This window comes from Actinomadura madurae (genome assembly GCF_047130825.1).
Taxonomy (GTDB): domain Bacteria; phylum Actinomycetota; class Actinomycetes; order Streptosporangiales; family Streptosporangiaceae; genus Spirillospora; species Spirillospora madurae.
This window is the reverse complement of the sequence record NZ_CP083237.1, coordinates 10,328,846-10,349,107: the sequence shown is the minus strand read 5'-3', so window position 1 is coordinate 10,349,107 and position 20,262 is coordinate 10,328,846. Positions and strand designations below refer to the sequence as shown.

Annotated in this window: 15 protein-coding genes; 4 read left to right on the top strand and 11 right to left on the bottom strand. The window is 72.4% G+C overall.

Features of this window, described 5'->3' with window-relative positions:
• Window positions 1-176 precede the first annotated feature (176 nt).
• Complete coding sequence (locus K8Z49_RS48280) at window positions 177-578, top strand: cold-shock protein (RefSeq protein ID WP_024933952.1); 402 nt, start codon at window positions 177-179, stop codon at window positions 576-578.
• A 61-nt stretch (window positions 579-639) separates the two neighbouring features.
• Here the strand turns inward: K8Z49_RS48280 and K8Z49_RS48275 are convergent, their stop codons facing one another.
• From K8Z49_RS48275 to K8Z49_RS48225, 11 genes are all read right to left on the bottom strand, one after another.
• A complete protein-coding gene (locus K8Z49_RS48275) occupies window positions 640-1,728 on the bottom strand; it encodes a streptomycin biosynthesis regulator (protein ID WP_412517229.1) in 1,089 nt (362 codons plus the stop codon).
• A gap of 442 nt (window positions 1,729-2,170) precedes the next feature.
• Window positions 2,171-3,403 carry an MFS transporter gene (locus K8Z49_RS48270; RefSeq protein ID WP_081842115.1) on the bottom strand — a complete coding sequence of 411 codons (1,233 nt, stop codon included), beginning with the start codon at window positions 3,401-3,403 and terminating at the stop codon, window positions 2,171-2,173.
• A gap of 141 nt (window positions 3,404-3,544) precedes the next feature.
• On the bottom strand, window positions 3,545-4,879 hold the full coding sequence (locus K8Z49_RS48265; RefSeq protein ID WP_024933949.1) for a cation:proton antiporter: 1,335 nt from the start codon (window positions 4,877-4,879) through the stop codon (window positions 3,545-3,547).
• Window positions 4,880-4,934: 55 nt separating this feature from the next.
• A complete protein-coding gene (locus K8Z49_RS48260) occupies window positions 4,935-6,404 on the bottom strand; it encodes a tryptophan 7-halogenase (protein ID WP_412517228.1) in 1,470 nt (489 codons plus the stop codon).
• Between the two features lie 12 nt (window positions 6,405-6,416).
• Window positions 6,417-9,053, bottom strand: a complete 2,637-nt coding sequence (locus K8Z49_RS48255; protein WP_021592445.1) for an amino acid adenylation domain-containing protein — start codon at window positions 9,051-9,053, stop codon at window positions 6,417-6,419.
• Window positions 9,050-10,126: an alpha-hydroxy acid oxidase gene (locus tag K8Z49_RS48250; protein WP_412517227.1), complete on the bottom strand. Its 1,077-nt coding sequence runs from the start codon at window positions 10,124-10,126 to the stop codon at window positions 9,050-9,052. The genes K8Z49_RS48255 and K8Z49_RS48250 overlap by 4 nt, the downstream gene beginning before the upstream one ends.
• A 14-nt stretch (window positions 10,127-10,140) precedes the next feature.
• Window positions 10,141-11,214 carry a 4-hydroxyphenylpyruvate dioxygenase gene (hppD, locus tag K8Z49_RS48245; RefSeq protein ID WP_075023187.1) on the bottom strand — a complete coding sequence of 358 codons (1,074 nt, stop codon included), beginning with the start codon at window positions 11,212-11,214 and terminating at the stop codon, window positions 10,141-10,143.
• 58 nt (window positions 11,215-11,272) lie between these two features.
• Window positions 11,273-12,604, bottom strand: a complete 1,332-nt coding sequence (dpgC, locus tag K8Z49_RS48240) for a (3,5-dihydroxyphenyl)acetyl-CoA 1,2-dioxygenase DpgC (RefSeq protein ID WP_412517226.1) — start codon at window positions 12,602-12,604, stop codon at window positions 11,273-11,275.
• Window positions 12,601-13,305, bottom strand: coding sequence for an enoyl-CoA-hydratase DpgB (dpgB, locus tag K8Z49_RS48235; protein ID WP_412517225.1), 705 nt, complete (start codon window positions 13,303-13,305; stop codon window positions 12,601-12,603). The genes dpgC and dpgB overlap by 4 nt, the downstream gene beginning before the upstream one ends.
• Before the next feature lie 13 nt (window positions 13,306-13,318).
• Entirely contained in the window at window positions 13,319-14,455 is a 1,137-nt protein-coding gene (gene dpgA / locus K8Z49_RS48230; RefSeq protein WP_075023184.1) for a 3,5-dihydroxyphenylacetyl-CoA synthase DpgA, read from the bottom strand.
• Between the two features lie 155 nt (window positions 14,456-14,610).
• Window positions 14,611-16,194: an MBL fold metallo-hydrolase gene (locus K8Z49_RS48225; protein WP_021598978.1), complete on the bottom strand. Its 1,584-nt coding sequence runs from the start codon at window positions 16,192-16,194 to the stop codon at window positions 14,611-14,613.
• Between the two features lie 206 nt (window positions 16,195-16,400).
• Here K8Z49_RS48225 and K8Z49_RS48220 point away from each other — a divergent pair, with 206 nt between their 5' ends.
• The 3 genes from K8Z49_RS48220 to K8Z49_RS48210 are packed head-to-tail and all read left to right on the top strand — an operon-like array spanning window position 16,401 to window position 20,240.
• Window positions 16,401-17,249 carry an alpha/beta fold hydrolase gene (locus K8Z49_RS48220; RefSeq protein ID WP_024933946.1) on the top strand — a complete coding sequence of 283 codons (849 nt, stop codon included), beginning with the start codon at window positions 16,401-16,403 and terminating at the stop codon, window positions 17,247-17,249.
• On the top strand, window positions 17,246-19,189 hold the full coding sequence (locus K8Z49_RS48215) for an ABC transporter ATP-binding protein (RefSeq protein ID WP_111833237.1): 1,944 nt from the start codon (window positions 17,246-17,248) through the stop codon (window positions 19,187-19,189). Before K8Z49_RS48220 ends, K8Z49_RS48215 begins: the two co-directional genes overlap by 4 nt.
• 13 nt (window positions 19,190-19,202) lie before the next feature.
• Window positions 19,203-20,240: a hypothetical protein gene (locus tag K8Z49_RS48210; RefSeq protein ID WP_024933945.1), complete on the top strand. Its 1,038-nt coding sequence runs from the start codon at window positions 19,203-19,205 to the stop codon at window positions 20,238-20,240.
• The last annotated feature ends 22 nt before the right edge of the window (window positions 20,241-20,262 follow it).

Here is a 20,262-nt window from a genome sequence, read left to right as displayed (position 1 = left end):
CAATCTGCGACGCCGGACGGAAATCAGGTGTCCAACCGGCGCACGGCGCCGGTTGGACACCTTCGAGACGACCGCCGGCACCCCTGACCACTACCCTGTCAGGGCCGCCAGGTGCTTCGGAATTACCGGTCAGGGCGGTCATGTAGCAGCGCGATCGGTGCATGGGAGTGTTCTCTGTGACGGAGTTTGGCAGGATTCTGCAGTTCGACGCCGCTCGCGGCTACGGGTTCATCGCACCCGACCGGGGCGGCGCCGACGTCTTCGTCCACGTGAACGAATGCGAGGGCGACCAGTCGCGCTTCATCCCCGGAGCGCGGGTGAGGTTCGAGGTCATGGACGGCGACCGGGGAAAGAAGGCCTACTGCGTCGGCGTGGTGGCGGAGGCGACCTCTTCGGGTAACCCCGCCGAGCACGACGAGGACTCCGAATTCTGCGATGTCCTGACCATCGGGGAGATGCGCGCCACACTTACCGACATGCTTCTCCGGCTTTCTCCGGAACTGACCGGATCCCAGATCGTACGGCTTCGCGACGGTTTCCTGGCCCTCGCACGCGAACGCGGCTGGGTGGAGGGTTAGCTCAACGCCCGGAGCGGCCCGGCCCCCGGCCGGGGGCCGGGCCGCCCATCCTCATCGGTGCTCAGCCGACGCTTTCGCAATTCTCGGAGGAATGTGTCGTCTCCAATTGCTGCAGCTCCGCCGCGAACGACTTCAGGACGGAGGCGTAAGCGTGGCTCAGCTCGGCCATCGAGGACAGGCAGTGCGGGGGAAGGCCCTTCTTGATGGTCTCCTCGTGACGCACGACCGCCAGGCACGCCTCGAACATCCGCAGCAGCGCCCGGCCCGCCTCGGTGAACCGCAGGGAGGGATCCCTGCGGAGCCGTTCGAATCCGGTGACGAGTTCCGCGATGACCGTGATCGACGGCGCCATCGGCACGGGATCCCCGAGCTCGGCGGGCTTCCCGGTCACGGCCTCGGATTCGGCGGCCTTCGCCCTGGCGCCATGCCGCGGCAGGACCGGATCCTCGCCGCGGCGCACCCTGTCGCGCACGTCCGCGGCGGTGGCGGGAGAGATGCCGGCCTCCCGGGCGATCCGGCGGAGGGAGGCATCCGGATCGCGCGCGATCAACTTCGCCGCCCGCTCCCGGCCGGCCGACCCGTCGACCGGCCGGACCCTGCCGTCCCGGCCGATCCTGACGGCGGGCTGCGGGATGTCGCCGGCCACCTGTCTCCGCAGCCGGCCGACCTTCTTGTTCGACATGCCCACCACGATCGCGACCATGCGGTCCGACCACTCGGGATGGGTGACGAAGATGCGCTCGGCCGCGGCCATCCGGTCCCGCTGCGACAGGGGAAGGCCGTGCTGGATGTTGGCCGCGACCGAGAGCAGGAACACGTCGGCCTCGGTGCCATGGAAGAAGCGAGCGTCGATCTCCTCCTCACCGCGGAGGATGGCGGCGCGCAGGCGGTGCATGCCGTCGATGACCCGGCGCGACGGCAGGTGCACCACGATCGGGGGCAGAGCGCCGCCCGCGTCGGCGAGCACGCGCACATGCTCGGCGTCCTCGCCCTCCAGCCGCGGCGATCCCGCCGTCACCAGCGATGCTATCGGTATTCGCGCCACCGCCGAACGCTCGATGCCTTCCTGCTGAACGGAGAGATGCCTGACGAGCGCGTTCTCGCTCGAGAATGTTCCACCTGCGTTTGCCTCACGTCCAGTACCGTCCACACCGACCAACCCCAACCAGGAAGATGAAGCCGCCCACACAGCAGACTCATTCACCGTTCACTGCACTGAGGCCCGCTGTTGGGAGCCCACGAGCGACCCGATGCGGAAATGGGTACTCGAAGAACAGCGTCCGGTTACTCTGATCGAACAGGCCCATGAATGGCCGACCACGTGCGGAGCCGCGTGTGGGAGCCGGACTCCCGTCCGCCCGTCCCCCGTCTTCCCTCCAGTAGATTGCGGCCCCGCCGCGATCTTCACCCGACGTTACCGAGACCACCCTTACCGATGGCTAACCGAACAAGAGCCGAATGGTTAGCCGACTTCCACGGACCATCGAATGGTCGCCGGACGCGATCCGATTGTCACCGGGCGTACACGGTAACCGCATCGAGAGTGAATGCGGCCGCGCGTGCACCGGGCTGCCCCGAACGGGTGTTTATGGTCAGCGAACTGATCTGATCGGTTTGACCAGAAGTCCGCTGACCACCGCCATGACGGCCGCCAAAAGGAACAGAAGCGTGTAACCACCGAGGCCGACACTCGCGATCGCCACGATCGGAGCGACCACGACGGCACTGCTGCCCGCCATGTTCATCGTGCCGAGGTCTCTGCCCCGGTCCTCGTCGTTGCGCAGGAGCTGGGTCACGAGCGCCTGCCCGACCGCCAGATGGGCGCCGTAGCCGGCGCCGAGCGCGGTGGCGGCGACGACGGCCACCGTCCAGGTCGGCACCGACGCCATCCCGGTCAGGGCGACGGCCATCAGCAGCGCGGCGGCGACCACGAATATCCTGCGCCGTTCCAGGCGGTCGGACAGGCGGCCGATCAGCAGGCCCACCAAGACGATGCCCGAGGTGAACAGCAGGCTGAGCACCGCCACGCCCTCGGCGGGGTCACCGATCCGGATCTCGTCCCGGAGAAAGTAGAGCAGATAGACGGTGGCCAGTGACGTCGCGAGCTGTGCCGCGAAGCGCCCGGCCCACGCCCAGGCGAATTCGGGCCCCAGGGAGCCCGGATCGGGAAGCCGCCGTTGCCGCCGCTCCGCCCGCGCCGGCGCGGGCACGTCCCGCCCGATGAACGCATAGGGGACGGCGAGCAGCACCGCCAGCCCGGCGACCAGTGGATAGGCGTCCTCGATGGAGAGGCTCGACACCAGCAGCGTCCCGGCGACCAGTCCCACCGGCTGGGCGAGGTCGACCACGGCGAACACCGTGCCCCGGCGGTTCACCGCCACACGGTCGGCCACCACGGCGCACACCACCGCGTGGACGCCGCCCGTACCGCCGTGCACGAACGCCCAGCACAGGCCGACGCCGAGGAGCGACGACTGCAGGGGAAGCGCGAGCAGCGCGACCGCGCACACCGCGGAGCCGCCGATGATCCAGGAGCGGCGCCGGCCGAACCGCCACCGGGTGCGGTCGGAGAGCACGCCCATGAGGGGAGCCGAGACGACGGCCGCCGAGGCGCCCGCGGCGGTCACGATTCCGAGCGCCAATTCCTTGCGCGCGGCGCCGATGACCTCGATCTGCGAAGGCAGCAGGACCTGCGCGGACGCCAGCAGTCCGAGCCACGATCCGAGGGTGACCGCGAAGAGCGCGACGATCCACGAATATGAAAATGAAGCGAATGGTGGACTTTTCTTGGCGGGGGACGACGTTAACACAGGGGGATGACGCATTGGGAGCCTACAAACCCCGTACCCTCGACAGCATCGTATGGGCGCCGCTCGAATCTAGCACAGCCCCGGCAGGCCCATAACCCATTACCTATGAGCCGGTCAGACGCGCCCTGGCCCATTAAGGTCCGACCTCATCGCACATTACTGAGCTTCGGGAGACGGCGATTCATCGCGGAAGTCGACGCGCTCCCGCAGCCGCTCTTCGGCGGTGTGCTCGACGCGGGCCATGGTCAGCCGCAGGACCGGCGGGGCCATCACCGAGGTCACGATCGCGACCAGGACGATGATGGTGTACGCCTCGGGCCCGAGCACGCCGAGCCGCAGCCCCACCATCGCGATGATCACCTCGATGACGCCGCGGGCGTTCATCCCGGCGCCGAGGGCGAGCGCCTCCCAGTGCCCGATCCGGCTGGCCCGGGCTCCCAGGTACGCACCCGCGAACTTGCCGAGGACCGCCGCGAGCAGCACGCCGAGCCCGGCCAGCAGGACGCCGGGCCTGGCGAGCGCGGTCAGGTCCATGCGCAGCCCGGCGGTCGCGAAGAACACCGGCGCCAGCACCGACAGCACCACCCCGCGCAAGGGGGCCAGCCTGGCGGGATCCAGCCCGCAGCTGCTGATCACTATCCCGCACACGAAGGCGCCGAGCACGGCCTCCAGCCCCATCGCCTGCGTGCCCGCCGCGGCCAGCAGCACCAGGGCGCTCACCAGCGCGAGCGTGACGCCGTCCCCGCTCGCCCGATCGTGGCGGTCGGAGGCCCGGAGCACGGCCCGGATCAACGGGCGGACCGCCGGCGCGCAGGCGATGGTGAGCACCACGTAGCCGATCGAGAGCGCCACATGGCCGGCCTGCACGCCGCCGGTGGCCATCGCCGCGACCACCGACAGCAGCAGCCACCCGACGATGTCGTCGATCATCACCGCGCACAGAATCAGCTGCCCCACGTTGCGGTGCAGCAGGCGCATCTCCATCAGCGTCTTGGCGATGACGGGGATCGCGCTCACCCCCATCGCCACGCCGAGGAACAGCGCGAACGTGCCGCGGTCGGCCGTACCGGGCACCAGCGAGGCGGGCAGGACCAGCCCCACGACGACCCCGAGCCCGAGCGGGACCGCCACTCCGGCCGCGCTGACCCGGGCGGCGGTCGTCCCCCTCCGCCGGACCAGGCCGAGGTCCATGTGCGCACCGGTCAGGCCGACCAGCAGGAGGACACCGATCTGTCCCACCGCGTCGAGCAGGTGGAACTGGGCGGTGTCCTGCGGCAGGAACCAGTCGTAGAAGCCGGGCGCCAGGTTCGCCAGCACCGAGGGACCGACCAGCACGCCCGCGCACAGCTCCCCCACGATCGCCGGCAGCCCGAACCGGACCGCCACCCTGCCCAGTCCCACCGCGAGCGCGAGCAGTGACCCGACTTGCAGCAGGAAGAGCAACAGGTCATGGGGGCTGATCGGCGCCACCGGACCAACCGCGACTGGCATGGAGTTCCCTTCACCGGGACTCCGCGAGCCACCGGGCCGGTCGGACGTGTGCGGGTCAGGCGCTCGGGTGGGTCCAGTGCAGCCCGTCCGGCGTGCTGACGAGCCCGTCCGGGAAGAGCGGCGCCGGCTCCACGCCCAGCAGGACCTCCGCCTGCATGTTCGCGCTCTCGGCCATCGCGTTCGCCACCACGGGCCTGCCGTGCAGGTCGCCGGAGTCCGTGCCGCTCCGGCCGGCGGCCGCCAGTGCCTCGGTCCCGCTCACCAGCTCCTCGGAGACCGACTGCGGCGTGGCGTCGATCACGTCGCCGGAGGCCAGCCCGCCGACGAGCTCCACGAAGGCCTCCAGCTCCGAGTCGGGATAGTTCGTCACCTTCTTGGCCGCCCAGAAATAGGACCGCTCGTCCGCCTGCATCCCGTAGAAGGAGACGAGGAACTCGTAGAAGACGCCGTACTCTCGCCGGTAGCGGCGTTCGAACTCCTGGAACGCCTCCTTCTCCCCGACCGTGCCGGCCAGGCAGCTGTTCACGGAACGCGCGGCGAGCAGCCCGCTGTAGGTCGCGAGGTGCACCCCCGAGGAGAAGACCGGATCGACGAAGCAGGCGGCGTCCCCGACCAGGACCATGCCCGGCCGCCAGAACCGGGTGTTGCAGTACGAGTAGTCCTTGCGCACGCGCAGTTCCCCGTAGGGGCCCGACGTCACCCGCCGCGCGCCGGCCAGGTACTCCTTGATCAGCGGGCACGCCTCGATGAGGCGGTTCAGCGCCGCCTCCCGGTCGCCCTGCACCTTGCTCGCGGCGTCCCGGTGCACGACGGCTCCCACGCTGGTCAAGGTCGGCGAGAGCGGGATGTACCAGAACCAGCCGTCCTCGAAGGCGGCCGACAGGATGTTGCCCGAGTTGGGGGCCGGCAGGCGTTTGCCGCCCTCGAAGTAACCGAAGAGCGCGAGGTTGCGGAAGAACTCCGAGTAACGTCGCTCCCCTCCGACATGGCGGTGGGTGCGGCCGGTGTTGCCCGACGCGTCCACCACGAATGTCGACTCGACCGTGTGCTCGTTCCCGTCAGCGTCGACATAGCGGACGCCGCCGATCCTCCCCTCGTCCTCGAGCACGCCGATCACGGTGCTCTCCTCCCGCACCTCGACGCCGTGCCGGCGCGCGTTGTCCAGCAGGATCTGGTCGAACTTCATCCGTTCGACCTGGTAGGCGAACGACGTCGGGCCCGCGAGCTTCGGCGAGACCGCGAAGCTGAACGTCCACGGCTCGGGATTGGAGCCCCAGCGGAACGTCCCGCCCTTCTTCCTCGTGAACCCCGCGCTCCGCAGTTCCTCGTCCACGCCGAGCAGCCTGGCGATGCCGTGCGCCGTCGCGGGGAGCAGCGACTCGCCGATCTGGTAGCGCGGGAACGTGTCCCGTTCTAGGAGCAGGACCCGGTGCCCCTGCTTCGCGGTCAGGGTGGACACGGTCGACCCGCCGGGGCCGCCGCCGATGACCACGATGTCGAAACTCTCCGCCGTGGATGAACTCACTTCTCCTCCAGTTCAGTCGATCGAGGCGAGCAACGCGCGCACCGCCGATCCGATCCGGGCCATCGGGGCCGCCCGGCCCATGTCGCGGTGCTCGCAGTCCACCTCGTGCTCGTGCACCTCTCCCTCGACGAACGGCTTCCACGCCGTCGCCGACAGGCCGTCCCGGTCCCCGCGGACCGCGGTGAAGAGGTGGGCGTCCCCGCTGACCCGCGGTGGGGCGTGGTCCAGCAGGATCTTGTAGTTCGCGGCGAACACGTCGACGATGCGCCCGATGGTGACCTCGTCGAGGCTCGCCAGCGCGCTGCCCTCGCGGCGGGCGAGCCACAGCACGGTCGTGCGGTCGATCGGCCCGGTCACCGCCTCATCGGACGGCAGGTCGATGAAGTGCAGGAGATCGGCCAGCAGGTCCGCCTCGGTGCCCGCGTGCCGCAACCGGGAGGGGACCCGGGGATGGGTGTCGAGCATCGCGAGGAACTCGACCCGCTCTCCCTGCTCCTGAAGCCGGGCCGCCAGCGCGTGCGCCACCAGGCCGCCGAAGGACCAGCCGAGCAGGCGGTACGGCCCGGTGCCCCGCACCGACCTGATCACCGTCAGGTAGCGGTCCACCATCTCGTCCATGCCGCGGCTCGGCGGCAGGCGGCCGGTCAGCCCGCCGGCCTGGATCCCGTACACCGGCTGCTCCGCGTCGAGATGGGGCAGCAGCCTCGCGTACGACCAGCCGATCCCGCCCGCCGGGTGCACGCAGAACAGGGGCGGCCTCGACCCGGATTCGCGGAGCGGCAGCAGGACCTCCAGCGCGCTCTCCCGCCGGTCGAGCCCGAGCAGCCGGGCGAGCCGGCCGGGGGTGCCCGCCTCCACGATCGACGCGATGGGCAGGTCGTCGCCGAGCGTGAGGCGTATCCGGCTCGCCAGCCGGGCGGCGAGCAGCGAGTCCCCGCCGAGCTCGAAGAAGTTGTCGTCGATGCCGACCGCGGGCAGCACGAGCACCTCGGCGAAGATCCTGCACAGGACCTCCTCCTGCGGCGTCCGGGGCGCGGCACGGGAGCCGCGGGGCACGAACCGGGGCGCCGGCAGCGCGCCCAGGTCGAGCTTGCCGCTGGCGGTCAGCGGGAGCGCGGGGATCGCCACCACGGCCGCCGGGACCATGTAGTCCGGGAGGGCCTCGGCCACCCTGCGGCGCAGGCCCGCCGCCGAGACGTGGCCGTCCTCGACCGGCACCGCGTAGGCGACCAGGTACGCGGTGTCCCCCATGCGCCGCAGCCGCACCCGCGCCTGCGCGACCTCGGGGTCGGTGAGGAGCACCTCCTCGATCTCGGCGGGCTCGATCCGGTATCCGCGGATCTTGATCTGGTCGTCCGCGCGGCCGTGGAAGTCGAGCATGCCGTCGGGGCGCCGGCTGGCGAGGTCGCCGGTGCGGTACATGCGGGAGCCGTCCGAGCGGAAGGGATCGGCGACGAACCGGGCGGCGGTGAGGCCCGGCCGGCGCAGGTATCCCCGCGCGAGCCCGTGCCCCGAGACGAACAGCTCCCCGACCGAGCCGACCGGCGCCGGCCGCAGGCGGTCGTCCAGCACGTACGCCCGGGTGTTGAGGATCGGCCGGCCGATGGGGGGCCTGCCCGCCCCCGGCGGCAGGCGCGCCATCGTCGCGCACACCGTGCTCTCGGTCGGCCCGTAGCCATTGATCATCAGCCGGCCGCGCGACCACCGGTCGGCGACGCCCGCGGGGCAGGCCTCCCCCGCCACGATGAGCGCGAGGTCCGGCGGCAGCCGGTCGGGCCCTTCCTGGAGGGGCAGTACCGCGGGCGGCAGCGTGGCGTGGGTGATGGACTCCCTGGTGACCACGTCGGCGAGCGCCGCCCCCGGCATCAGCCGCTCCTGCGGCGCGAGCACGAGCGTCGCGCCGTGCAGGAGCGCCATGCAGATCTCGGACACCGCGGCGTCGAAGCCCAAGGAGGCGAACTGCAGGACGCGGCTGGCCGGCCCGACGCCGAACTCCTCCGCTTGGGCCGCGGACAGGCTCGGTATCCCGCGATGGGTGACGACCACCCCCTTGGGACGACCCGTGGAGCCCGAGGTGTAGACCACGTAGGCGGGATGGCCGACGTGCAGGGGCGCGACGCGGTCCCGGTCGTCGGTGAGGTCCACCGGTGAACGGCCGGCGGCCTCGCCGTCCAGTGCCGCGAACGGCAGGACCCGGCCGTGCCGCCCGAGGTGCGGCGGGGACCCGTCCGCGGTCAGCGTCAGCGCCGGCCCGGCGTCCTTCAGCATTCCGGCGACGCGGGGTGCCGGGTGCGACAGGTCGACGGGGAGCACCGCGCCGCCGGCCTTGAGCACGGCGAGCATGGCCACGATGACGTCGATGGATCGCGGCATCGCCAGGGCGACGACCTGTTCCGGGCCGATCCGCCGGTCCACGAGGGCGCGGGCCAGCCGGTTCGCCCGCGCGTTGAGCGCGGCGTAGCCGCAGTCACGGCCCTCGAAACGGAGGGCGACGGCACGGGGGGTACGCGCCGCCTGCGCCTCGAACAGGGCCGGGAGGGTCGCCTCCGGGAGTTCCCTGTCCGTCTCGTTCCATGGGGCGAGCGGCCGCCCGCCGACGTCCCGGCCGACGGTCAGCGTATCGGGTCCGGGCGACGCGGACTGGCTCATGCACTCTCTCCCACTGGCTGGGCGGCCGCGACGGGCCGGACGGAATCGGGGCCGATGTCGGCGAGCGCGCGGAGGCCCGCGAGGGCCATGGCGTCGGTCAGCTCGCCGAGCAGGATGTCCAGCACGTCCGTCACTCCCTGGGCGGCGCCGACCGCGAGGCCGTGCAGGACCGGCCGGCCGAGGAGCACCGCGTCGGCGCCGAGCGCGAGCGCGGCGAGCACGTCCCGGCCACGGCGCACTCCCCCGTCGAGCAGGACGGGGACGCGCCCGGCCACCGCCGCCGCGATCTCCGGCAGGACGTCGAGGGTGGCGGGGACGCCGTCGAGCTGCCGGCCGCCGTGATTGGACACGACGATGCCGTCCGCCCCGGCCTCGGCCGCCCGCACCGCGTCGGTGCCGGTGAGGATCCCCTTGAGCAGGATCGGCAGCGCGCTGACCGAGCGCAGCCAGTCCACCACCGACCAGTCGAGGTCGGGGGCGAACTCGGCCCTGGCGTGCGCGGCCGGCACGGTGAAGTCGTGGCCGTCGAGGTTGGCGGGGACGATCCCCTCGGGAAGCCGGAACCCGTTGCGCAGGTCGCGCAGCCTCCGGCCGAGGCGGGGCGCGTCGACGGTGAGGACGAGCGCCTCGAAGCCCGCGCCCTCCGCACGTTCGATGATGCGCCGCGTCATCGAGCGTTCGCGCAGGCAGTAGACCTGGAACCAGAGGGGGCCGCCGGCGCCGGAGAGCTCCCGAAGGTCGCGTCCGGCGAAGGTGCTGATCACGACCGGCACGCGGGCGGCCGCCGCCGTCCCGCGCACGGTGGCGAGCTCGCCCAGCGGGTGGGCCAGGGTCTGGTAGGCCAGCGGGGCGATCGCCACCGGCGCGTCCCAGGCGCGGCCGAGGATCGTGGTCGCGGTCTCGGGACGGCCGGCGCCGCGCAGGACCAGCGGCCGCAGCCACCGCCGGTCGAACGCCTCGACGTTGGCGGCGAGGGTCCGTTCCTCACCGGCGCCGCCCTCGAAGAAGTCCCAGACCGCGGGGTCGAGCCGGGCCCTGGCCGATCGCGCGAAGTCGTCGAGCGTCAGTCTCATCGCCGGGGAGCTCTTCAGTCCTGGGCGATCGGGTCGCTCGCCTTCCGGCGCTCCACGGCCTCGTAGAGGGCGTGGATGTTGTTGCTGCCGAAGGTGCGGGCGCCGCGGCGGTCGATCAGTTCGTAGAAGAGGGTGCCCCTCGGGTGCCGCGACTCGGTGAAGATCTGGAGCATGACCCCCGAGTGGTCGCGGTCGGCCAGGACGTTGAGCTCGCGCAGCGCCTCCACCGGGACGTCGATCGGTCCGAGGCGGGACGGCAGCATGTCGTAGTAGCTCGGGGGCGTGGTGAGGAACCGCACGCCCCTCTCGGCGCTCTCGGCCACGGCGGTCAGGATGTCCTCGGTCAGGAACGCGATGTGCTGGACCCCGGCGCCGTCGTGGGCCGCGACGAACGCGTCGATCTGGCCCGGGTCGCGGGTGACGTCCGGCTCCAGGATCGTGAGGGTCAGGCGTTCGGAGCGGCTCTGGACGACCTTCGAGTCCATGGCCTGGGAGCCGACGACGATCCGCTCCTCGAAGATCTGGCGCAGGCCGAAGACCTCCTCGTAGCGGCGCACCGTCTCCCCGAGCGTGCCCGCGGGAACGCAGACCGCGATGTGGTCGACGTCCGTGACCAGGCCCCAGCCGGAGCGGCCGCAGCCGGTCTCCTCGATCAGCGGGGCGAAGGGGCCGCCCGGCAGGTCGCGGGAGACGAAGCGGTGCTCCACGTCGCCGAACCCGGTCACCGAGGCGAAGCAGACCCGGGCGCCCTCGGGACCGAAGGTCTCCGGCGGGGCGACGGGGGCGGCCCCGCGCTCGACCGCCTCGGCGAACGCGGCCTGCGCGTCGTCGACGCGCAGGGCGATCACGCCGACGCCGTCGCCGTGCCGCGCGACGTACTCGGCGGCACGGCTGTCCGGGCTGGTGGCCGAGGTCAGCAGCAGGGTGATGCCGTCCTGCCGCAACAGCACCGACTCACATCCGCGAAGGCCCGTGTGGGCTCCACCGCGGCCTGCCAAAGCGAAACCGAACTGGTCGCGCAGAGCGGTGGCCGCCTCCTCGGCGTCCTCGACGAATAACTCGATGTGATCTATCGAGCGGATCTCCATGTGTCACCTCCAGGTCGCGCGCCGGCCGGCTCTGGCGGCGGTGCACTGCGGATCGTGCTCATGACGGCCGCCTTCCGAAGCGGCCGGCCTTCTCCAGGACGTCCTCGCTGTAGAGCCGGAGCGCCTGCTGCAGCGCGAACTCGGCCATGTAGAGGCGGAACTCGTCCTCCGGCTCCGCCGCGAAGTTGAGCATGTGCCGGTTGGCCGCCACGGCGGGGCCGCGTGAACGCGCGAGGACGCGTTCGACGGCCTCGTCCAGCTCGTCGCTCTCGTGGACCTCGTCCACCAGCGGGCGGGCGTCGGCCTCGGTGGCCCGGATCCGCCGGCCGCCGAGGATCACCTGGCGCGCGAGCCGATGGCCCGCGACGCGCGGGAGGCGGAGGTTCGCGGCCCCGGGGATGATGCCCTCCTGGGCGGCGGGCAGGCTGATGTAGGCGTCGGCCGCGGCCAGGACGTGGTCGAACACCAGCAGCAGCTGGGCGCCGCCGCCGATCGCGAACGTGTCCACGGCGGCGACCCACGGCTTCCCGGCGGCCGGGGAACGCCACGCCGCCGGGCGGTCGGTGCGCACGCCGCGCACGATCTTGTGGATGTAGCCGAGCTCGCGCCCCAGGAGGAAGCCGGCCAGCGAGATGCCCCCGGCGTGCAGCGCCTTCAGGTTGATGCCGGCGCTGAACACCCGCCGCCCGCGGTGGCGGGGATGGGTCATCGTGCCGCCGCGCAGCAGGCACACCTCCACGGCCGGGTCGAGCTGCGCCAGGTCGACGGCGGTCTCCATGTCCGCGACCTGGCGCTCGTCCTCGGCGTTGAGGCAGTCGTCCCGGCACATGGTCAGCCGGGCCACGCCGTCGGCGCGCTCCAGGGTCACCGATCCGAGGTCGGCCGTTCCGGTCGCGGTGAACTCCGGCAGCAGGGCGAGAGCGCGCGGTGTCGGGCGCAGCATCGCGTCGACCAGGTGGGCGCCGGCCGATCGCGAGCGCAGCACACCGCGGAAGAAGATGCCCTGGTCGATCTCGTGGCCCTCCTTGGCCGCCTGCGGCCTGGCGCGCTCGGCCGCGAGCCGTTCCGCGCCGGGGACCAGCCCCGGAAAGGCCAGGGCGGCGGCCTCGGCGAGCTCGGCCACCCTCAGCCGGCGTGTGCGGCCGGCGGTGAGCTCGTCGTAGACGGCCTCGGCATGCCGGTCCATGAACCGGGAGCGCAGCGCGCGGGCCGACTCCAGGGCCGACGCGGCGGCCAGTCTCTGTTCCGGCGACCGCTCCCCCGGCTCGGGCAGGCCCGCCAGCAGGTCATCGACCCGGGTCGCCGCCTCCGCGAGCTCGGCGCGGGCGGCGTCCAGGCCGGACGCCTCCGCGCGAGGAGCGCTCCGCGTCCGGTGGTCGGCGGCGGTCACGACGCGGCCCCGACGGCGGCGCGGCGCAAGACCCGGTCACAGGCCGCCAGATGGGCGCCCAGCGCTTCCTCGAAACCGGTCGTGGACGCCTCCGACATCAGCTGCCGCCGGATGGCCAGCTCGGATCCCGGCACGGCCGTCACCTCCACGGCCGCCAGGGCGCCCTCCGGGTCGTCGGCCACCTCGTCCACCAGATGCAGGGCGAGCGCGTCGGCGGCGGCGACCGGGGTCCCGAAGAGCACGGCCCGGCGGATCGGCGCGGCGGCCGCGCCGCGCTGCGCGAGGCGGTAGAGCGCCATCCCCGGCCAGGTCGTCCCCGCCAGGACGGAGGGCACCAGGCGCACCGCGGGGGTGGCGATGCGGTAGTCGGTGGCCAGCAACGCGTCCAGGGCCGGCCCGCCGCAGTCGCCGTCGGCCACGGCGACCGTGACCGCGGGCAGGCGCTCCAGCCGGCGCAGCGCGCGTTCCCACTTGCTGACGAGATCCACCGTCAGCCCCGCCGGCTCGGGCCCGCCGGGCGCACCCGACACCCGGACGACGACCCTGCTCGCGCCGGCCCGGTCCTCCGCGGCGTCGCAGACGGCGGCCACGGCGGCCACCATCCCGGGCGTCACGGGCCCGCGCCCGTCGATGGTCAGGGGCAGGTCACCGGGCGCCCGCGCGGGCAGATCCCCGATCGTCTCGTACTGTGCGTTCGTCATCCCGCCGCCCCCGTCACCACTGCACCAGTGCCGTCTCGATGGTCGATCCGGGTCCCATGGCCATCAGGACCCCGTACTCGCCGGGCCGGGTGACGCGTTCCCGGAGCAGCCGCTCGTAGGAGAACAGGAACGAGCCGCTCGACAGGTTGCCGTAGTCGCGCAGGACGCCGGTCGTGTGCCGGACGTCGTGGCGGGTGAGGCCCAGGTTCATCCGCACCGCGTCGATGACCTTCTTGCCGCCGGAGTGCACCAGCCAATGGCCGATGTCGCTGCGGCGCAGGCCGGCGCCGGACAGCAGCCTCGCGACGACGTGGCCGGCGTTCGCGCCGACCACGTACGGGATCTCCGGGGCGAGGTAGAAGCTGAACTTGCCCTGCGCGTCGTCCCAGTCGTAGCGCATCGCGCCGATCGCGTCGCCGATGAGGTGGCCGGCGAAGCCCAGAATGCGGGGACCGGCGGACGCGTGCCCGGCGGTCGTGTCCGCGCCGTCCGAGGGGCCGGCGACGAGGGCGACGGCGGCGGCACCGTCGCCGAACAGGCTGTTCACCACGGCCGTGCGCATCGTGCCGTCGATGACGTAGCCGGCCGAGCACGCCTCCGCGCACAGCATCACGGCGACCTTGCCGGGGTTGGCGGCGGCCCAGCCGGCGGTCGCGTTCAGCGCGTTGAGGCCGCCGTTGCAGCCCATCCCGACGACGTCGACGCGGACGACGCCGGGCGGGATGCCCGTGTCGCGGATGAGGTAGGCGCTCAGGCCCGGGCTGAGGAATCCCGTGGTGGTGACGCAGCACAGGTAGTCGATGTCGGCCAGGCCGAGGCCCGCGTCGTCCAGGCAGGCCCGGACCGCCTTCGCCCCCATCTCCAGGGCGTGGGCCTTGTGCTTGGCGAGCAGGTCGCCCTGGGCCTCGGTGACGCGGCCGCCGCCGGCGTCCCGCGGGGGGAGCACGAGGTGGCGCCGCTCGATCGCGCTGTTGAGGAAGACGGACCGGACCCGGGGATCGGTGATGTCGAAGATGTCGAGGATCTCGCGCTGGGAGTAGGACGTCTCCGTGGTCGCGGTGCCGATGCCCACGATCCTGGTGGCACCGGCCGATAAGGAGCGATCGGGCGCGGCGGGACCGGACGCCGGCGCCCGGACGGTGATCGTCATCGGAATGTCCACCCCCACATGCGGGGCTTGCTGCGGACGGGGACCACCGCTGTGAGCATGTCGGCGCCTGCCTTCCGGTGTGTGGTGGTTGCGGGATCGGACGCGGCGGGCGGCGCGGGGGTGCGCCGCCCGCCGATGGCATGGGGGCGCGGCCGTCACCAGCGCCATTCCTGCCGGCCGTAGAGGTGGCCGGCCGGGATCCCCCGGTCCTTGCACCAGGTCAGGAACTCGTCGATCTGCTTGATCTGGTACGTGTCCTCGTCGTAGGTGGTGGCCATGACGTGGCCGAGCCAGGGTTCCTCGCCCATGGCGTACACGTACGCCGACCCGGCGCCGAGCTCGGTCATGATGGCGGCGGCCTGCTCGGCGTTGGAGCCGGAGAGCTTGCGCGAGTCGCTCATCTTCTTGGTGACCGGGATGGTCAGCAGCGCCTGGTAGAGCCAGGTCAGCGGCGCGCCGTCGCACTCCATGCCGAGGAAGGCCATGTCGGCGACGCCCAGGTGCTGCCGCACGTGGCGGTAGAGCGACGGGGCGATGCCGGAGGAGTCGGCGCCGACGTAGATCTTCTTGCCCGCCAGCTCGACCCAGTACGTCGACTTCGCCCGGATGTCGAGGTCGCAGTGCTCTCCGAGGAACGGCGTGGCGGTGACCTTGCCGCCCGGGAAGTCGACCTCGTCGAAGTCGTCGACCTCCGTGACGGAGAACCCCAGGTGCTTGAGCATCAGGCCGAGGGACGGGTCGGACAGGTTGCCGCGGGACGCGCGCGGCACGACGACGCTGCCGACCCGGCCGCGCAGCTGCAGCAGCGTCTCGAGCACGATGTGGTCCTGGTGCCCGTGGGTGATCAGCACCAGGTCGATGCGGTCGGGGAGGTCGTCCAGGGTGTAGCGGTCCCCGGCGGAGCTGTCCGCGCTGATGAACGGATCGGTCACGATGGCGGCCTGCGGCGTCTGCAGGACCAGGCAGGCGTGCCCGAAGTAGCGCACGCGGCCGCCGGCGTCGATGTGGCGGTCGGGGGCGAGGGCGGGCCGCTCGGCGAGCATTCCGGAGAGCCGTTCGGTCTGCGCGTCGTCCAGTTCCAGCGCCTCGCGCAGGTGGCCGAGGGTCGTGGGGTGCACCCTGGCCTTGAACAGCTCCTCCAGACCGGGGTGGCGGAAGGGGATGCCGAGTTCGAGGACGTCCGGTGACGGCAGCCGCGGCGTGCTGAGGACGAACGGCCGCTCGATCCCGGTCTCGAACGACAGCTGCACCGACTGGCGCGACTCCTGGTAGAGGTCGGTGGTGTAGGCGACCGGCTCCATGAAGCGCATCTGCGCCTGGTTGTCGGTGTCGTAGGCGAGCTCGACGAGACCGCTCACCTCCGGGGGCAGCTTGTCGTACAGCGGGGTCAGGTCGAATCCGGTGGCATTGGCGCGCAGCGTTTCCTGGCCCTCGGCGACCGCCTCGGCGAACCGCAGGATATGCGCCCGGTCGCGCTTGATCCCGGCGAGCAGGTCGCGCACCTCGTCGGCGCGCTCCGCCGGGATGTTGACGAAGTAGCCGCCGCGCAGTTCCGGATTGCCGCTGGCGGCGATGTGCACCTGGGGGGACTGCAGGTACGACTCGAGGAGCGGCACCTGGAGGAACGCGAGATTCATCGCCGATTGCACCGGAGCCACCGTGTACGGCCAGGCGATAAACCGGTCCAGCAACGGCTCGACAATGACCTTCGACTTGAGGAACAGCGGCTCATCGGCCATCTGCGGCCTACCTCCGATTGAAAAGATATGGATGCAGACCGGACCATACTCTGCACTTTCCGTTCCTGGCCCAGGTGTTCAACTGCATCCGCGCGGCAGTTGAACGGGCAGGAGGGGCGGATACGGTCCATGGTATTGATCGGGTGGCCTGTGACGCCGTCACTGCCATTTTTCCGCTCCCAGACGATGGGAAATGACAGGTCTCTATGCCTTTTGTCAAGAGCAACGGAATCCGGCTCTCGTATCGGCGGTCGGGCCATGGAGAGCCAGTGCTTCTCATCATGGGGTCGTCCGCCGCGGGACATGTCTGGTCCATGCATCAGACGCCGGCGCTGAACAGGGCCGGATACGAGACGATCACGTTCGACAACCGGGGCGTCGCGCCGTCGGACGCGCCCGAGGGCGACTACACCCTCGCCGAGATGGTCGCCGACACCGCGGGACTGATCGAGGCGCTCGGCCTCGGCCCGTGCCACCTCGCCGGGGCCTCGCTGGGCGCCATGATCGCGCAGGAGCTGGCGCTCGGCCGCCCGGACCTGGTGCGCTCGGCGGTGCTGATCGCCCCCCGGGCCCGCTCCGACGCGTTCCGGCGCGCGCAGTCGGCCGCCGACCGGGAGCTGCACGCCAGCGGAGTCCGGCTGCCGCCCGGGTACCGGGCCACCCGGGCGGTGCTGGAGATGCTCTCGACCCGGACGCTGAACGACGAGGCCGCGGTCGCGACCTGGCTGGAGGTCTTCGAGGTCTCCGGGAGCGACACCGCCCACGGGCAGCTCGCCGCCGTCGAGACCCAGGGAGACCGGCGCGCCGCGCTGCGCGGGGTCACCGTGCCCTGCCGGGTCATCGCGTTCTCCGACGACCTGACCTGCCCGCCCCACCTGGCCGCCGAGGTCGCGCACGCGATCCCCGGCTGCGACCTCGTGGAGATCCCCGACGCCGGTCACATCGGGTACCTGGAACGCCCCGACGCGGTCAACGCCGCCATCATCGAGTTCCTCGGCCGCGAGAGCGGGACGGCGCCCGCGGTCAACGGCGCGGGAGTGAGGCGGGCGCCATGACGACGCCCGGCGGCTCCCGCATGGGCCCGCTCAGCCTCCGGCCGGCCCATGAGGCGGTGCCCCGCCGGCGCGTCAAGCGCGGGACGATCCGGCGGATGCTGCCGTACGCGCGGCCCTACCGGTGGCAGATCGCGCTGCTGCTGTCGACCACGGTGCTCGACGCCTGCATCGCGGCGGCCAGCCCGCTCGTCCTCAAGCTGATCATCGATCGCGGCATCGCGCGGGAGAACCTCTCCCTCGTCGTGGGGCTCAGCCTGGGGCTCGCGGGGCTCGCGCTGGTGGCCGCCGTGGCGAGCTTCGTCCAGAACCGGGCCTCGGGCCGCGTCGGCGAGGGGATCGTCTACGAACTGCGCACCGCGGTGTTCGCCCATGTGCAGCACCAGCCGCTGGCGTTCTTCACCCGCGTGCAGACGGGAAAGCTGATCAGCCGGCTCAACGCCGACGTGATGGGCGCCCGGCAGGCCCTGACGATCCTGCTGTCCCAGGCCCTGTCGGCGCTGCTGACCCTGCTCCTCGGGCTGGCCGCGATGTTCTACGTGTCCTGGCAGATCACGCTGGCGGCGCTGGCGATGATCCCGCTGTTCCTGATCCCCGGGCGGAAGATCGGGCACCGGCTGCAGCGCCTGTCCAGGGCGGTGATGGAGCAGGACGCCGAGATGAGCTCGATGATGACCGAGCGGTTCAACGTCGCGGGCGCGCTGCTGGCCAAGCTCTACGGGCGGGTGCCCGAGGAGCGGGAGCTGTTCGCCGCCAAGGCCGGCCGGCTGCGCGACGCGGGCGTCACGGCCGTGACCTGGGCGCAGTTCCTGCCGATAACCGTCATGCTGCTCACCTCCTTCACGACGGCCCTGGTGTACGGCCTCGGCGGCGCGCTGGCCATCGACGGCGCGCTCGGGGTCGGGAGCCTGGTCGCCATGGTGGCGCTGCTGCTCCGGTTGTACGGCCCCATCAACCAGCTCTCCAGCATGCAGTCGTCCGTCATGACGGCCCTGGTGAGCTTCGACCGCGTCTTCGAGGTGCTCGACCTCCGGCCGCTCGTGGCGGAACGGCCGGGCGCGCGTGCCCTACCGGTCTCCGGGCCATCCGATGAGGAGGGCCGGCCCGGGGGCGGCGCGTCCGGCGTCGAGTTCGAGAACGTCTTCTTCCGGTACCCGGCCGCCGAGGAGGTGTCGCTGGCGTCGCTGGAGTCGGCCGCGCAGCCCGCGACCGACCGGGTCGGCGCCTCCCGCGGAGTCCTGCACGACCTGAGCTTCCACGTCCCGGCGGGCACGCTCACCGCGCTGGTCGGCCCGTCGGGCGCCGGCAAGACCACCATCACCCATCTGGTGCCGCGCCTGTACGACCCGACGTCGGGCACGGTGCGCATCGGCGGCCACGACGTCCGCGACCTGACCTTCGCGTCCCTGGGCGAGCACGTCGGCGTGGTCACCCAGGACGCGCACCTGTTCAACGACACCCTGCGCGCCAACCTGCTGTACGCGCGGCCGGACGCCGGCGAGCGGGACCTCGTCGAGGCGTGCAAGGCCGCGCTGATCTGGGACACCATCGAGAGCCTTCCCGACGGGCTCGACACCATGGCCGGCGACCGGGGCTACCGGTTCTCCGGAGGGGAGAAGCAGCGGATCGCGCTGGCCCGGCTCCTGGTCAAGGCCCCGCCCATCGTCGTGCTCGACGAGGCCACGGCCCACCTGGACTCGGAGTCCGAGGCGCGGATCCAGCGGGCGCTCACGACGGCCCTCGCCGGCCGCACCTCGCTGGTGATCGCGCACCGGCTGTCCACCGTCCGGGAGGCGGACCAGATCCTGGTCATCGACTCCGGGACGGTCCGCCAGTGCGGGACGCACGACAGCCTGCTGGCCGAGGGCGGCCTCTATGCCGACCTGTACCACCGCCAGTTCGCCGGCCAGGCCGCGCAGCCGGCGGACGCCGGAGAGCGATGAGAGGGCACAGCCGATGACCGACTATCTGCCGCAGGTGGCGACCGTTCCGTTCCGTCTGGGCCGCCCGGAGGACCTGCCGGACGATCTGGCGGAGGTCGCCGCCGCCGGGGCCGGCACCCGGCACGCCGTCCGGCTCCTCGACGACGCCGCGTGGACCGGCTGCGACACGCTGGAAGGCGCCGCCCGCGCCGCGCGCGCGGCGCTGGCCGCCGACCACGGGCCTCGCGTCCGGGACGACCCGCGGGAGTCGGCGGCCAACCGCGACAACGACCTGGCCTTCGGGATCGAGCGCCACGGCGGCGCCGCGCTCCCGCTGATGGTCGACGCCGGGCTGGCCGCGCTGATCGGGCTTCTGGAGGCGGCCCGCCGGTGCGGCACCGGGCTGCCCGGGGACGACTGGGCCGACCTGTTCGCCGGCTTCGCGACGGTGACCTGCTGGCCGGCCGACCCCGCCGACCCTCCCGTCCGTCCGGCGCCGGGCCCACCGCGCCCGCATGGTGAGGCACTGCCGAAGGACGCGCTCCGCAAGTGGGTCCGCGGCCACCACGTCTTCATGGTCTTCGCCCAGTGCGGCGCGGTCGCGCTGCGCTGCCTGCGCTCGGCCGCCGACGCCGGCGACACGGCCGGCGCCCGGTCGGCGGCGCGGACCGCCACGACCATGATGCGCGCTTCGCGCGGTGCCCTGCGCTTCGCGGGCGACTCCGGCAACGACGAGTACGTGGCGGAGATCCGGCCGACGCTGATGCCGCCGATCGCCCCGCCCAAGATGAGCGGGCTGCGCTGGCGGGACCACGAAGCGCTGATCGGCGCGCTCGCCGACGCGGGCGACGCCTGGGCCGCGCTCGGCGACGACGGGCTGATCGCCGGCTTCCGCGACGCGCTGGACGGCGCGTACGCCGCGCACCGCGGCGTGTGCGAGCACTTCGTGGGCGACAGCTCCCCGAGCCTGCTGGCCACCGCCGGGTCCCGCCGGTCCGCGGTCGGGGTGCTCTCCCAGTTCCGGGACAAGCGGCTCGGCCTGCTGCCGCCCTCCGGCGGCCGGGAGGGCTGACGGATCGGACCGGGCCCGCCGC

Excerpts from the sequence above, each read along its gene's own strand:
- dpgA (WP_075023184.1), bottom strand. The coding sequence starts at position 14,455 with ATGACGATCACCGTCCGGGCGCCGGCGTCCGGTCCCGCCGCGCCCGAT.
- K8Z49_RS48270 (WP_081842115.1), bottom strand. The coding sequence starts at position 3,403 with ATGCGTCATCCCCCTGTGTTAACGTCGTCCCCCGCCAAGAAAAGTCCA.
- dpgB (WP_412517225.1), bottom strand. The coding sequence starts at position 13,305 with ATGACGAACGCACAGTACGAGACGATCGGGGATCTGCCCGCGCGGGCG.
- K8Z49_RS48210 (WP_024933945.1), top strand. The coding sequence starts at position 19,203 with ATGACCGACTATCTGCCGCAGGTGGCGACCGTTCCGTTCCGTCTGGGC.
- hppD (WP_075023187.1), bottom strand. The coding sequence starts at position 11,214 with ATGGAGATCCGCTCGATAGATCACATCGAGTTATTCGTCGAGGACGCC.
- K8Z49_RS48255 (WP_021592445.1), bottom strand. The coding sequence starts at position 9,053 with ATGAGCCAGTCCGCGTCGCCCGGACCCGATACGCTGACCGTCGGCCGG.
- K8Z49_RS48225 (WP_021598978.1), bottom strand. The coding sequence starts at position 16,194 with ATGGCCGATGAGCCGCTGTTCCTCAAGTCGAAGGTCATTGTCGAGCCG.
- K8Z49_RS48220 (WP_024933946.1), top strand. The coding sequence starts at position 16,401 with ATGCCTTTTGTCAAGAGCAACGGAATCCGGCTCTCGTATCGGCGGTCG.
- K8Z49_RS48250 (WP_412517227.1), bottom strand. The coding sequence starts at position 10,126 with ATGAGACTGACGCTCGACGACTTCGCGCGATCGGCCAGGGCCCGGCTC.
- K8Z49_RS48265 (WP_024933949.1), bottom strand. The coding sequence starts at position 4,879 with ATGCCAGTCGCGGTTGGTCCGGTGGCGCCGATCAGCCCCCATGACCTG.
- K8Z49_RS48215 (WP_111833237.1), top strand. The coding sequence starts at position 17,246 with ATGACGACGCCCGGCGGCTCCCGCATGGGCCCGCTCAGCCTCCGGCCG.